Source organism: Enterobacter sp. E20 (assembly GCF_000801755.2).
GTDB lineage: Bacteria > Pseudomonadota > Gammaproteobacteria > Enterobacterales > Enterobacteriaceae > Enterobacter > Enterobacter asburiae_B.
Genome location: NZ_CP012999.1, coordinates 3,750,454 through 3,763,604, shown reverse-complemented (window position 1 = coordinate 3,763,604; position 13,151 = coordinate 3,750,454). Strand labels below are relative to the sequence as shown.

At 61.9% G+C, this 13,151-nt stretch carries 15 protein-coding genes; 9 read left to right on the top strand and 6 right to left on the bottom strand.

Features of this window, described 5'->3' with window-relative positions; all coding sequences use genetic code 11:
* Window positions 1–24: 24 nt before the first annotated feature.
* The 5 genes from hypE to hypA are packed head-to-tail and all read right to left on the bottom strand — an operon-like array spanning window position 25 to window position 3,636.
* Window positions 25–1,035, bottom strand: a complete 1,011-nt coding sequence (gene hypE / locus NI40_RS17510) for a hydrogenase expression/formation protein HypE (RefSeq protein ID WP_039263375.1) — start codon at window positions 1,033–1,035, stop codon at window positions 25–27.
* Window positions 1,032–2,153, bottom strand: a complete 1,122-nt coding sequence (hypD, locus tag NI40_RS17505; RefSeq protein ID WP_039263377.1) for a hydrogenase formation protein HypD — start codon at window positions 2,151–2,153, stop codon at window positions 1,032–1,034. Before hypD ends, hypE begins: the two co-directional genes overlap by 4 nt.
* A 2-nt stretch (window positions 2,154–2,155) precedes the next feature.
* A complete protein-coding gene (locus tag NI40_RS17500; protein ID WP_023308975.1) occupies window positions 2,156–2,428 on the bottom strand; it encodes a HypC/HybG/HupF family hydrogenase formation chaperone in 273 nt (90 codons plus the stop codon).
* Window positions 2,419–3,282, bottom strand: a complete 864-nt coding sequence (gene hypB, locus NI40_RS17495; protein ID WP_039263378.1) for a hydrogenase nickel incorporation protein HypB — start codon at window positions 3,280–3,282, stop codon at window positions 2,419–2,421. The genes NI40_RS17500 and hypB overlap by 10 nt, the downstream gene beginning before the upstream one ends.
* 3 nt (window positions 3,283–3,285) lie before the next feature.
* Window positions 3,286–3,636, bottom strand: a complete 351-nt coding sequence (hypA, locus tag NI40_RS17490) for a hydrogenase maturation nickel metallochaperone HypA (protein WP_039263379.1) — start codon at window positions 3,634–3,636, stop codon at window positions 3,286–3,288.
* A gap of 211 nt (window positions 3,637–3,847) precedes the next feature.
* On the opposite strand from hypA, the gene hycA reads away from it, so the two are divergent.
* The 9 genes from hycA to hycI all read left to right on the top strand — a co-directional run bounded on the left by hycA (window position 3,848) and on the right by hycI (window position 11,626).
* Window positions 3,848–4,312 (top strand): formate hydrogenlyase regulator HycA, encoded by a 465-nt coding sequence (gene hycA / locus NI40_RS17485; protein WP_029739532.1) that lies wholly within the window; start codon window positions 3,848–3,850, stop codon window positions 4,310–4,312.
* Window positions 4,313–4,382: 70 nt separating this feature from the next.
* On the top strand, window positions 4,383–4,991 hold the full coding sequence (locus tag NI40_RS17480; RefSeq protein ID WP_023308971.1) for a 4Fe-4S dicluster domain-containing protein: 609 nt from the start codon (window positions 4,383–4,385) through the stop codon (window positions 4,989–4,991).
* Entirely contained in the window at window positions 4,988–6,802 is a 1,815-nt protein-coding gene (gene hycC / locus NI40_RS17475; RefSeq protein ID WP_039263380.1) for a formate hydrogenlyase subunit 3, read from the top strand. Before NI40_RS17480 ends, hycC begins: the two co-directional genes overlap by 4 nt.
* Before the next feature lies 1 nt (window position 6,803).
* Window positions 6,804–7,727: a respiratory chain complex I subunit 1 family protein gene (locus NI40_RS17470; protein ID WP_039263381.1), complete on the top strand. Its 924-nt coding sequence runs from the start codon at window positions 6,804–6,806 to the stop codon at window positions 7,725–7,727.
* 15 nt (window positions 7,728–7,742) lie between these two features.
* Window positions 7,743–9,452 (top strand): hydrogenase large subunit, encoded by a 1,710-nt coding sequence (locus NI40_RS17465; protein ID WP_039263383.1) that lies wholly within the window; start codon window positions 7,743–7,745, stop codon window positions 9,450–9,452.
* Window positions 9,453–9,461: 9 nt separating this feature from the next.
* Complete coding sequence (locus NI40_RS17460) at window positions 9,462–10,004, top strand: formate hydrogenlyase complex iron-sulfur subunit (RefSeq protein WP_039263384.1); 543 nt, start codon at window positions 9,462–9,464, stop codon at window positions 10,002–10,004.
* Window positions 10,004–10,771, top strand: coding sequence for an NADH-quinone oxidoreductase subunit B family protein (locus tag NI40_RS17455; RefSeq protein ID WP_033146382.1), 768 nt, complete (start codon window positions 10,004–10,006; stop codon window positions 10,769–10,771). The genes NI40_RS17460 and NI40_RS17455 overlap by 1 nt, the downstream gene beginning before the upstream one ends.
* Window positions 10,768–11,178, top strand: a complete 411-nt coding sequence (locus NI40_RS17450) for a formate hydrogenlyase maturation HycH family protein (protein WP_039263385.1) — start codon at window positions 10,768–10,770, stop codon at window positions 11,176–11,178. Before NI40_RS17455 ends, NI40_RS17450 begins: the two co-directional genes overlap by 4 nt.
* The gene (gene hycI, locus NI40_RS17445; protein WP_039263387.1) at window positions 11,171–11,626 is read left to right on the top strand and encodes a hydrogenase maturation peptidase HycI; all 456 of its coding nucleotides are present in this window, start codon (window positions 11,171–11,173) and stop codon (window positions 11,624–11,626) included. Before NI40_RS17450 ends, hycI begins: the two co-directional genes overlap by 8 nt.
* Before the next feature lie 88 nt (window positions 11,627–11,714).
* On the opposite strand, the gene NI40_RS17440 is transcribed toward hycI, so the two are convergent.
* Complete coding sequence (locus tag NI40_RS17440; protein WP_039263388.1) at window positions 11,715–13,139, bottom strand: 6-phospho-beta-glucosidase; 1,425 nt, start codon at window positions 13,137–13,139, stop codon at window positions 11,715–11,717.
* Window positions 13,140–13,151 lie beyond the last annotated feature (12 nt).

The following is a 13,151-nucleotide window of genomic DNA, read 5'->3' as shown; positions in this document are numbered from 1 at the left end:
GTGCTGACCGCTTTTGGCGCGGTTCTAGCAAATACGGGGTAAGGGTTCCGCGTGCGGCAGATCCAGCGTCCGTTTAACGCCATACAGCCCGGCCAGGCGCACCCCTTTGCGCTCAACCACTTCACCAATCATCGCCGCCTCTTTTCCTGACGGATGAGCCCGCAGCTGTTCAAGAACGGCTTCCGCGGCCGCGCGTTCAACGCCAATCACCAGTTTGCCTTCGTTGGCGAAGTTAAGCGGGTCAAGGCCCAGCAGTTCGCAAAGGCCGCGAACGGCAGGCTTAACGGGCAGGCTGCGCTCGGTGAGTTCAATCCCGTACCCGCAGCTTGCTGCAAATTCGTGGACCACGGCGTTCACGCCGCCTCGCGTCGCGTCCCGCAGGGCTTTCACGCCGGGAATACCCCTCAGCGTCTGGATCAGCGGGGTGAGCACCGCGCAGTCGCTGCGCAGTTCGCCATCCAGCCCCAGACCTTCGCGCAGGTTTAGGATGGTCGCCCCGTGGCAGCCCAGCGTTCCGGTCACGATCAGCACGTCGCCCACGCTAAGCCGCTGCGCGCCCCAGTGAATATCGGCGGGGATCGCCCCCATGCCGGCGGTATTGATAAACAGCTTGTCGGCCGCGCCGCGCTGCACCACTTTGGTATCGCCGGTGACGATAGCTATCCCCGCCTCGCGCGCGGTCTGCGCCATGCTGCTGACCACTGCCGTGAGCGTCTCCATCGGTAACCCCTCTTCGAGGATAAACCCGCAGGAGAGGTAGCGCGGAATGGCGCCGCTGACCGCCACGTCGTTGGCCGTGCCGCAGACGGCGAGCTTGCCGATATCGCCGCCGGGGAAGAACAGCGGGTCAATCACGTAACTGTCGGTGGAGAACGCCAGCCTGTCGCCCTGCGAGGTGAGGGTCGCGAGGTCAATGCGCGCCTGGTCTTCCTGTTCGGCGAGCCAGGGGTTGTTGAAGGATTCCATAAACAGCCGGTTAATCAGCTGCTGCATCGCCTGTCCGCCGCTGCCGTGCGCCATTTCAACCGTATTCATGCTTCACTCTCCTGGTTGCGATACTGATACCACGCGGCACACGCCCCTTCGGAGGAGACCATCAGCGCGCCAAACGCCGTTTGCGGGTTACAGGTATTGCCAAATAACGGGCATTGATGCGGTTTGCATTTACCGGTGAGCACGTCGCCGCAGCGGGCCCGGGGATCGTCGCAAACCTGCTGCGGCTGCGGGCGGAAATGCGCTTCGGCGTCGAACGCGCGATAGGCTGGCGTCAGGCGCACGCCGGATTCGGCAATCAGCCCCAGACCACGCCACTCGCTGTCGCCCTCAACGCTGAACACGTCGGCTATCGCCTGCTGCGCCCGCTCATTTCCCGCATCCGGCACCACGCGGCGGTACTGGTTTTCCACGGTACTCAGGGCCGCTATTTTCTGCTCAACCAGCATGGTGACACCTTGCAGTAGATCAAGTGGTTCGAAACCAGCGACCACTAACGGACGATTGTACTGTTCAGCGATAAAACCGTAGGCGTCTGTGCCAATTACCATGCTGACATGCCCCGGTGCCAGAAAGGCGTCAATGCCGTTTCCCGGCTCCTCCAGCAGGCTGCGCAGCGTGGGAATGAGCGTAATGTGCTGGCAGAAGAAGAAAAAATTCCCGACGCCGCGCGCTTTCGCCTGCTGCAGCGTGATGGCGGTGGCGGGCATGGTGGTTTCAAACCCCAGACCAAAAAACACCACCTTGCGCGCGGGGTTGTCCTCCGCCAGCGTCAGGGCATCCATCGGCGAATAGACGATCCGGATGTCGGCCCCGCGCGCTTTCGCCTGCAGCAGCGAGCCGTTTTTCCCCGGCACCCGCATCGCGTCGCCAAAGGTGCAGAAAATGACGTCGGGCTGGCTGGCAATTTCGATACAGCTGTCGATGCGCCCCATCGGCAGCACGCACACCGGGCAGCCGGGGCCGTGTATAAACTCGATGTTCTCCGGCAGCAGCTGGTCGAGGCCAAATTTGAAGATGGCGTGCGTGTGTCCGCCACACACCTCCATGATCCGCAGCGGTCTCTCTTTGGTGTAGTCCAGCAGCGCCGCGCGCGTTTTCAGGTGCCCGATAAGCTGCAGCACCTGCTCCGGCGCGCGGTATTCATCAACGTAACGCATGGCTAACGCTCCTCGCCGTACAGCAGCGCGCCCACGTCCGGCTCCACGTCGAACATGTTTTGCAGGGCATCCAGCGTGTCGCGGGCTTCCGCTTCGTTAATCACGCTCATGGCAAACCCCACGTGGACGAGCACCCACTGGCCGAGACGCGATGCGCCCGTTTCATCGCTGCTGCCCACCAGCGTCAGGTCCACGTCGCGCAGGATGCCGCAGACCTCCACTTTGGCCTGGTTCCCGTCAATGGAATGGATTTGTCCCGGTACGCCTATGCACATCGTTCACTCTCCAGCCAGTTCAGCCAGGCGTCCATGCCGTCGCCGCGCGTGGCGGATACCAGCAGGATCTCAATCTCGGGATTCACTTCCCGGGCGCAGGACAGGCACTTATCCACGTCGAAATTCAGGTACGGCAGCAGGTCGACCTTGTTCAGCAGCATGATGGACGCGGCGGCAAACATATGCGGGTACTTCAGCGGCTTGTCTTCGCCTTCGGTCACCGAAAGCACCGCCACCTTGTGGCGTTCGCCCAGATCGAAGCTCGCCGGGCAGACCAGATTGCCGACGTTTTCAATAAACAGAATGCCGTTATCCGCCAGCGGCAGACGCGGGGCGGCGTCGGCAATCATCTGCGCATCCAGGTGGCAGCCTTTGCCGGTATTGACCTGAATCGCCGGGGTGCCGGTTTCGCGAATGCGCGCCGCGTCGTTAACGGTTTGCTGGTCGCCTTCAATCACCGCGCAGGAGACGCGCCCGTTCAGGCGTTTGAGCGTTTCCGTTAACAGCGTGGTTTTGCCGGAGCCGGGGCTGGAGACCAGGTTCAGCACCAGCTGTTTGCGGGCGGCAAAGCGCGCGCGGTTGCGGGCGGCGATCTGGTTATTTTTGTCCAGCACGTTGATTTCCACCTCCAGCATCTGGCGCTGGCTGATGCCCGGCGCGTGGGTACCCGCTTCGCCGTGGCCGTAGTGCAGATCGCCCGCAGCGGAGCGCTGCGGGGCGAAGGTGATACCGGTTAAAGCCGCAGCTGGCCGCGGGGCAGGCGAAAAGGGCGCGGAGCGAAACGCGGAATGGGGACGGTGTTCATCCCCTTCTATATACAGGTTGCCTTCGGCGCAACCGCAGGTGCTACACATAATTTACTCCTTCTCGATTTCGAGGCGTTGGATCTGCATGCCGTCGTCCGCCACGATGCGAAGACCGGTGCTCTGACACTGCGGACAGCGCTGAACCTTTGATGACAGCAGGGTGACGTACTGCTGGCACTGCTCGCACCAGCACTCCGCCTGCTGCTCTTCAATATGGAGCTCGCAGCCTTCCGCCAGCGTGCCGCGACAAACCAGCTCAAAACAGAAATGCAGGGCGCTGGGCTCGACGCAGGAAAACGCCCCGACCTTCAGCCAGACGCCGGTGATGCGCTTCGCGTGGTTTTGCACTGCCTGCTGTTCGATAAGCTCCAGGGCCCGCTGGCAGAGGGTGATTTCGTGCATGACGCCTCCTCAATGAATTGCGCCATTGAATGCAATAACGGTGCCAGCTTGATTTTTGTTAAGGCGTGACGATGTCAACGCTGTCGAAATGACACGTCGACACCGCGGCGTTGACAGCGGTTTTGTAATTAAATCTATTTAAAATCATCAAGATAAAAACTGGCATGGAATCTGCTTAACAGCCGCTATCTCCATTAACCGGATACCTTCTATGACTATTTGGGAAATCAGCGAAAAAGCGGATTACATCGCGCAGCGTCATCAGCAGCTGCAGGACCAGTGGCACCTCTACTGCAACTCTCTGGTTCAGGGCATCACCCTCTCGAAAGCGCGTCTTCACCACGCGATGAGCTGCGCGGCGCAGGGCGACATGCGCTTCGTCCTGTTCGGCCATTTCACCATCAACGTTACCCTGGCGGACAACTTCAACAGCCACACCATTGAGTACCACCTCGAGACAAAAGACGGCGAAAAACAGTGTATTGCGAAGGCGCAGCTGATGGCCGATGGCATGGTGGATGGCCACGTCAGCAACCGCGATCGCCAGCAGGTGCTGGAGCACTATCTGGAAAAAATCGCGCCGGTCTATAACGGTCTGTACGCCGCCGTTGAGCACGATCTCCCGGTCAACCTGAAGCAGCTGATGGACGGAAACGCCTCAGCGAACGTGGCCTGACTCCTGCGTGTCGAGAAGTGTCGACAAGACAGTTTTTCGTCAAAAATGACTATCACCAGAGGATAACCCGGTGAACCGTTTTGTAATTGCTGACTCGACGGTCTGTATTGGCTGTCGAACCTGTGAGGCGGCGTGCTCGGAAACGCATCGCCTGCATGGGCTGCAGTCCATGCCGCGCCTGCACGTCATGCGTAATGAAAAAGAGTCTGCCCCGCAGCTCTGCCATCACTGTGAAGACGCCCCCTGCGCGGGTGTCTGCCCTGTGAATGCCATCACCCGCGTTGATGGAGCTGTCCAGCTGAACGAAAGCCTGTGCGTAAGCTGCAAGCTGTGCGGCATTGCCTGCCCGTTCGGCGCGATTGAATTTTCCGGCAGCCGTCCGCTGCATATTCCGGCGAACGCCAACTCGCCAAAAGCCCCGCCCGCGCCACCGGCTCCGGCACGCGTAAGTACGCTGCTGGACTGGGTGCCCGGCATCCGTGCCGTTGCGGTGAAATGCGACCTGTGCAGCTTCGATGAGCAGGGCCCGGCCTGCGTGCGAACCTGCCCGACTAAGGCGTTGATTCTGGTTAACATTCGCGACATCGCCCGTACCAGCAAGCGTAAACGCGAGCTGACCATCAACAGTGATTTTGGCGACCTTTCTCTGCTACAGGCGCTTAACGAGGGGGCGAAATGAACGCGGCGATGATGATTACCAGCGCGGTAGCCTGTTTTGCTGCCGCCGCTGTTCTGGCGCTGATCTTCTCATTCCATAAAACTCTGAGCGGCGCGATCGCCGGGATCGGCGGGGCGGTTGCTAGCCTGATGACGCTGGCGGCAGGCGGCGATGTCCTGCTCGGCGGCCAGTCCTCAGAGGCCGTGATGCCGCTGATTCGCCACTCGGTTGCGATCACGCCGCTGAACGCCATCTGGCTGGTGACGTTTGGCCTGTGCGGGCTGTTTATCAGCCTGTTCAATATCGACTGGCACCGCCATCCGCACGCCAGGGCTAACGACCTGCTGGTTAACCTGCTGATGGCGGCGGCGGTCTGCACCGTTATTGCCAGCAACCTCGGCGCGCTGGTGGTGATGGCGGAAATCATGGCGCTGTGCGGCGTGTTCCTGACCGGCTGCAGCACCTCCGGCAAGCTGTGGTTTGCGCTGGGACGCCTCGGGACGCTGCTGCTGGCGCTGGCCTGCTGGCTGGTGTGGCACCGCTTCGGCACGCTGGACTTCGCTGCGCTCAACGGGCATCCGCTGGGGAATGACGTCTGGCTGCTGGGCGTGCTCGGCTTTGGCCTGCTCGCCGGGATTATCCCGCTGCACGGCTGGGTGCCGCAGGCGCATGCGAATGCCTCCGCGCCCGCCGCCGCGCTGTTTTCTGCGGTGGTGATGAAAGTGGGTCTGTTCGGGATTCTGGCGATTACGCTGACCGGCGGACAGCCGCCGCTGTGGTGGGGCGTCGTGCTGCTGATTGCGGGAATGATCACCGCGTTCGTCGGCGGCCTGTACGCGCTGATGGAGCACAACATCCAGCGCCTGCTGGCGTACCACACGCTGGAAAATATCGGCATCATCCTGCTCGGCATTGGCGCGGGCGTGACCGGGCTGGCGCTCAATCATCCGGCGCTGATTGCCGCCGGGTTTATCGGCGGTCTGTATCACCTCGTCAACCACAGCCTGTTTAAAAGCACCCTGTTCCTCGGCGCGGGCAGCGTCTGGTTCCGCACCGGTCATCGGGATATCGAAAAGCTGGGCGGGATTGGCAAAAAGATGCCGGTGATTTCACTCGCCATGCTGGTCGGGCTGATGGCAATGGCCGCGCTGCCGCCGCTGAACGGCTTTGCCGGGGAGTGGGTGATCTACCAGTCCTTCTTCGCGCTCGGCCAGAGCGACGTATTTATCGCACGCCTGCTCGGCCCGCTGCTGGCGGTCGGTCTGGCGATTACCGGGGCGCTGGCGGTGATGTGTATGGCGAAAGTCTACGGCGTGACCTTCCTCGGCGCGCCGCGCACCCGCGAAGCGGAAAACGCCTGCTGCGCACCGTTGTTGATGGGGGTGAGCGTGGTCGCGCTGGCGCTGTGCTGCATCGCGGGCGGCGTCGCCGCGCCGTGGCTGCTGCCGCTGCTGGGCAACGCTATTCCTCTGCCGCTGACCGTGGCGAATACCACCGTCTCTCAGCCCATGATCGCGCTGCTGCTGATTGGCGCACCGCTGCTGCCGCTCGTCCTGATGCTGTTCTTCAAACGCGACCGGCTCGCCTCCCGCTCGCGCGGTGCGGCGTGGGCCTGCGGCTACGAACACGAACAGTCGATGGTCATCACCGCCCACGGTTTCGCCATGCCGGTGAAGGAGAACTTCGCCGCCGTGCTGAAGCTGCGCCACTGGCTGAACCCGGTAGGCTGGGTACCCGGCTGGCAGAGCGCCGCCGCACCCGCGCTGTTCCACCGTCTGGCGGTCATCGAGCTGGCGGTGCTGGTGGTCATTGTGATTTCACGAGGAGCCTGACATGAGTCTGTTACTGGCAATTCTTCAGGCGCTGGTGCTGTTCGCCGCTGCGCCGCTGCTGTCGGGCATCACGCGCGTGGCGCGCGCCCGAATGCATAACCGTCGCGGGCCTGGGGTGCTTCAGGAATACCGCGATCTCTTTAAACTGCTCTCCCGTCAGAGCGTCGCGCCGGACGCCGCAGGCTGGGTCTTCCGCCTGACGCCGTTTGTGATGGTGGGCGTGATGCTGACCATCGCCACCGCGCTGCCGGTGGTGACGGTGGCGTCGCCGCTGCCCGTGCTTGGCGATCTGATCACGCTTATCTACCTCTTTGCCATCGCCCGCTTCTTCTTTGCGATTGCGGGCCTGGACACCGGGAGCCCGTTTACCGGCATCGGTGCCAGCCGCGAGGCAATGCTCGGCGTGCTGGTGGAGCCGATCCTGCTGCTGGGGCTGTGGGTCGCCGCGCAGGTCGCGGGCTCTACCCACATCAGCTTTATCACCCACACCGTTTACCACTGGCCGGTGGCGCGCTCGATCCCGCTGGTGCTGGCGCTGTGCGCCTGCGCGTTCGCCACGTTTATTGAGATGGGCAAACTGCCGTTTGACCTCGCGGAAGCCGAGCAGGAGCTGCAGGAGGGGCCGCTTACCGAATACAGCGGCTATGGATTCGCGGTGCTGAAGTGGGGCATCAGCCTCAAACAGCTGGTGGTGCTGCAGATGTTTGTCGGCGTCTTCTTCCCGTGGGGGCAGATGACGCACTTCTCCGCAGGCGGTCTGGTGCTGGCCGTGGTGGTTGCCGCCCTCAAGCTGCTGATCGGCGTGCTGGTGATTGCTCTGTTTGAAAACAGCATGGCGCGCCTGCGTTTTGTGGAAACGTCGCGCATCACCTGGGCCGGTTTTGGTTTTGCATTTTTAGCGTTCGTCTCCTTGCTGGTGGCGTGATTAAAGAGAGTATTTATGTCTGAAGAAAAGAAAGGTCAGCAGTATCTCGCCGCGTTGCATCAGGCTTTCCCCGGCGTGGTGCTGGAGGAGTCCTGGCAAACCAAAGACCAGGTAACCGTCACCATTAAGGTGAACTATCTGCCGGAAGTGGTCGAGTTTCTGTACTACCAGCAGGGCGGCTGGCTGTCGGTGCTGTTCGGCAACGACGAGCGCCAGCTGTGCGGCAACTATGCGGTGTACTACGTGATGTCGATGGAGCAGGGCGAAAAGTGCTGGCTCACCGTGCGCGTCGAAGTCGACCCGGCTAAGCCGGAATACCCGTCCGTCACGCCGCGCGTGCCCGCCGCCGTCTGGGGCGAGCGCGAAGTGCGCGACATGTACGGCCTGGTGCCGGTCGGCCTGCCGGACGAGCGCCGCCTGGTGCTGCCGGACGACTGGCCGGACGAACTCTATCCGCTGCGCAAAGACAGCATGGACTACCGCCAGCGCCCGGCGCCGACCACTGACAGCGAAACCTACGAATTCATCAACGAGCTGGGCAGCAATAAGAACAACGTGGTGCCGATCGGCCCGCTGCACGTCACCTCAGACGAACCGGGCCACTTCCGCCTGTTCGTCGACGGCGAAAACATCATCGACGCCGACTACCGCCTGTTCTACGTCCACCGCGGCATGGAAAAGCTGGCGGAAACCCGCATGGGCTACAACGAAGTAACGTTCCTCTCTGACCGCGTGTGCGGCATCTGCGGCTTCGCCCACAGCACCGCCTACACCACCTCGGTGGAGAACGGCATGGGGATCGTGGTGCCGGAGCGCGCGCAGATGATCCGCGCCATTCTGCTGGAGGTGGAGCGTCTGCACTCGCACCTGCTGAACCTCGGCCTGGCCTGCCACTTCGTCGGCTTTGACTCCGGGTTTATGCAGTTCTTCCGCGTGCGTGAAGCGTCAATGAAGATGGCGGAGATCCTCACCGGGGCGCGTAAAACCTATGGCCTGAACCTGATCGGCGGGATCCGCCGCGACCTGCTGAAGGACGACATGATCCAGACCCGCCAGCTGGCGCAGCAGATGCGCCGCGACGTGCAGGAGCTGGTGGACATGCTGCTCAGCACGCCAAACATCGAGCAGCGCACCGTCGGCATCGGCCGCCTTGACCCGGAGATCGCCCGCGACTTCAGCAACGTCGGCCCGATGGTGCGCGCCAGCGGCCACGCCCGCGACACGCGTGCCGATCACCCGTTCGTCGGCTACGGCCTGCTGCCGATGACCGTGCACAGCGAGCAGGGCTGCGACGTCATTTCGCGCCTCAAGGTGCGCATCAACGAGGTGTTTACCGCCCTGAACATGATCGACTTCGGCCTCGATAACCTGCCGGGCGGCCCGCTGATGGTGGAAGGCTTCACCTACATTCCGAACCGCTTTGCCCTCGGCTTTGCCGAAGCGCCGCGCGGGGACGACATCCACTGGAGCATGACCGGCGACAACCAGAAGCTTTACCGCTGGCGCTGCCGCGCGGCCACCTACGCCAACTGGCCAACCCTGCGCTATATGCTGCGCGGCAACACGGTTTCCGACGCGCCGCTGATCATCGGCAGTCTGGACCCGTGCTACTCCTGCACCGACCGCATGACCGTGGTGGACGTGCGCAAGAAGAAAAGCCAGGTGGTGCCGTACAAAGAGCTTGAGCGCTACAGCATCGAGCGTAAAAACTCGCCGCTGAAATAAGGACTCGCCATGTTTACCTTTATCAAAAAAGTAATCAAAACGGGCACGCAGACCAGCAGCTATCCGCTGGAGCCGATGCCGGTGGATAAAAATTTTCGCGGCAAGCCGGAGCACAACCCGCAGCAGTGCATCGGCTGCGCGGCCTGCGTCAACGCCTGCCCGTCGAACGCCTTAACGGTAGAAACGGATCTCAAAACCGGCGAGCTGGCCTGGCAGTTTAACCTCGGGCGCTGCATCTTCTGCGGCCGCTGCGAGGAGGTCTGCCCGACGGTCGCCATTCGCCTGTCGCAGGAATTCGAGCTGGCGGTGTGGAAGAAAGAGGATTTTCTGCAGCAGTCGCGCTTTGACCTGTGCAGCTGCCGCGTCTGCCAGGGCCCGTTCGCCGTGCAAAAAGAGATCGACTACGCCATCGCGCTGCTGCAGCACAACGGTGACGCCCGCGCGGAGCATTACCGCGAAAGCTTTGAAACCTGCCCGGAGTGCAAGCGTCAGAAGTGTCTCCTGCCGTCCGACCGCATTGATATCACCCGCCATATGAGAGAGGCCAGCTGATGGAAAATTTACTCGGCCCGCGCGACGCTAACGGCATTCCGGTGCCGATGACGGTGGAGGAGTCCATCGCCAGCATGAAGGCGTCGCTGCTGAAAAAAATCAAACGCTCGGCCTACGTCTACCGCGTGGACTGCGGCGGCTGCAACGGCTGCGAGATTGAGATCTTCGCTACGCTGTCGCCGCTGTTTGACGCCGAGCGCTTCGGCATCAAAGTGGTGCCGTCCCCGCGTCATGCGGACATCCTGCTGTTTACCGGAGCCGTCACCCGCGCCATGCGCTCGCCCGCGCTGCGCGCCTGGCAGTCCGCGCCGGACCCGAAAATCTGCATCTCGTACGGGGCCTGCGGCAACAGCGGCGGCATCTTCCACGACCTCTACTGCGTCTGGGGCGGGACCGACAAAATCGTGCCGGTGGACGTCTACATTCCGGGCTGTCCGCCAACGCCTGCCGCGACGCTGTACGGCTTTGCCATGGCGCTCGGCCTGCTGGAGCAGAAAATCCACGCGCGCGAGCCGGGCGAGCTGGACAACCGGCCTGCGGCCATCCTGCACCCGGACATGGTACAGCCGCTGCGGGTGAAGATTGACCGCACGGCGCGCAGGCTGGCGGGCTACCGCTATGGCCGCCAGATTGCCGACGATTATCTGCGCCTGCTGAGCCAGGGCGACCATCAGGTAGCGCGCTGGCTGGAGGCGGAAAACGATCCGCGTCTCAATGAGATCGTGGCAAACCTGAACAGCATCGTGGATGAGGCGCGTATCCGATGAGTGAAACGGTGGTGTTCAGCCAGCTGAGCCGTAAGTTTATTGATGAGAACGATGCCACGCCCGACGCGGCGCAGCAGGTGGTCTATTACAGCCTGGCGATTGGGCATCACCTCGGGGTGATTGACTGCCTGGAGGCGGCGCTGAGCTGCCCGTGGCCCGAGTACCTGGCGTGGATCGCCACGCTGGAGGAGGGCAGTACGGCGCGGCGCAAGATGGAGGGCGTGCCAAAGTACGGCGAGATCGTCATCGACGCCAACCACATTGCGATGCTCGCCAACGCCTTTGACGCGGCGCTCGCCAGGCAAACCCCCGAGCAACAGGCGTGGAGCAAAACGCTGCTTAGCATGCTGCACGATATTCATCAGGAGAGCGCCATCTACCTGATGGTGAGGAGATTACGTGACTGACGTTTTACTGTGTGTCGGCAACAGCATGATGGGCGACGACGGCGCGGGCCCGCTGCTGGCAGAGATGTGCGCCGCGAATCCGCAGGGCAATTGGGTGGTAATTGACGGCGGCAGCGCGCCGGAAAACGACGTGGTCGCCATCCGCGAGCTGCGCCCGGAGAAGCTGTTAATCGTCGATGCCACCGATATGGGGCTCAACCCCGGCGAGATCCGCCTGATTGATCCGGACGACATCGCCGAGATGTTTATGATGACCACCCACAATATGCCGCTGAACTACCTGGTCGATCAGATTAAAGACGACGTGGGCGAGGTGCTGTTTTTGGGGATTCAGCCGGACATCGTTGGGTTTTATTACCCGATGACGCCGCCGGTGAAGGAGGCGGTGGAACGGGTCTATTCACGGCTTGCGGAGTGGGTTGGGGATGGTGGTTTTTCTCAGCTCTGAGCAGTGCCGGGTGGCGGCTTCGCCTTACCCGGCCTACCAAACCCATCTCCCTCTCCCTGTGGGAGAGGGCCGGGGTGAGGGCAACAGGCTACTCCAGATCCCCCCCGTTACTCGCAATCACCTTCTTATACCACCAGAACGATTTCTTGCGCTTGCGGTCCAGCGTGCCGTTTCCGGCGTCGTCGCGGTCAACGTACACAAAACCGTAGCGCTTGCTCATCTCGCCCGTTGAGGCGGCCACCAGGTCGATGCAGCCCCAGGTGGTGTAGCCCATCAGCGGCACGCCGTCCTCAATCGCGTCGCCCATCGCGCGGATGTGCTCGCGCAGGTAGCTGATGCGGTAGTCGTCGTTGATCTCGCCGTTTTCATCAATAACGTCCTTCGCCCCGAGGCCGTTTTCCACCAGGAACAGCGGCTTCTGGTAGCGGTCGTACATCATGTTCATGGTGATGCGCAGGCCGAGCGGGTCGATGCCCCAGCCCCATTCGCTCACCTGAATATGCGGGTTACGCAGGGACTTCACGATGTTCGCCGCGCTGGTGTTGCCCGCGTTCATATCCGCCGACGCGCAGCGCGAGGCGTAATAGCTGAACGAGACAAAGTCGACGGTGTTTTTTAACAGCTCGTCGTCGCCGGGATCTTTCACAATCACCACGCCTTTTTCGCGGAACACGCGGGCGGAGTAGGCCGGATAGCTGCCGCGCGCCTGCACGTCGATAAAGAACAGGTTCTCGCGGTCTTTCTCCAGCGCCATCCACACGTCTTCCGGCTTGCAGGAGTAGGGGTAGAAATTTCCGCCCGCCAGCATGCAGCCGACCTGGTTTTCCGGGTTCACCTCGTGGGCGATTTTGGTCGCCAGCGCGCTTGCCACCAGCTCGTGGTGCGCGGCCTGGTATTTCACCTGGTCTTCGTTTTCGCCTTCCTCAAACACCAGCCCCGCGCCGGAGAACGGGCTGTGCAGCATGATGTTGATTTCGTTGAAGGTCAGCCAGTATTTCACCAGCCCGTTAAATTCTTCAAAGCAGGTGCGGGCGTAGCGGGCAAAGAAATCGACCATCTTACGGTTGCGCCAGGAGCCGTATTCCGTCACCAGGTGCATCGGCACGTCGAAGTGGCAGAGCGTTACCAGCGGCTCGATGTTGTACTTTTTGCACTCCTCGAACACCGCGCGATAGAAGGCAACGCCTTCTTTGTTCGGCAGCGGTTCGTCGCCGTTCGGGTAGAGGCGGCTCCAGGCGATGGAGGTGCGGAACACCGTAAAGCCCATCTCCGCCATCAGGGCAATGTCTTCTTTATAGCGATGGTAAAAATCAATCGCTTCGTGGCTCGGGTAGTACTCGTCGTCACGCAGCGAAAAACGCTTTTCCTTACCGATCTTCACCGCCAGGCGATTCGCGCCGTGGGGGATCATATCGACCGTCGTCAGTCCTTTGCCGCCTTCACGGTAAGCACCTTCACTCTGGTTGGCGGCAAGCGCGCCGCCCCATAAAAATCCTTGTGGAAAAACAGACATTCTTACCTCGCT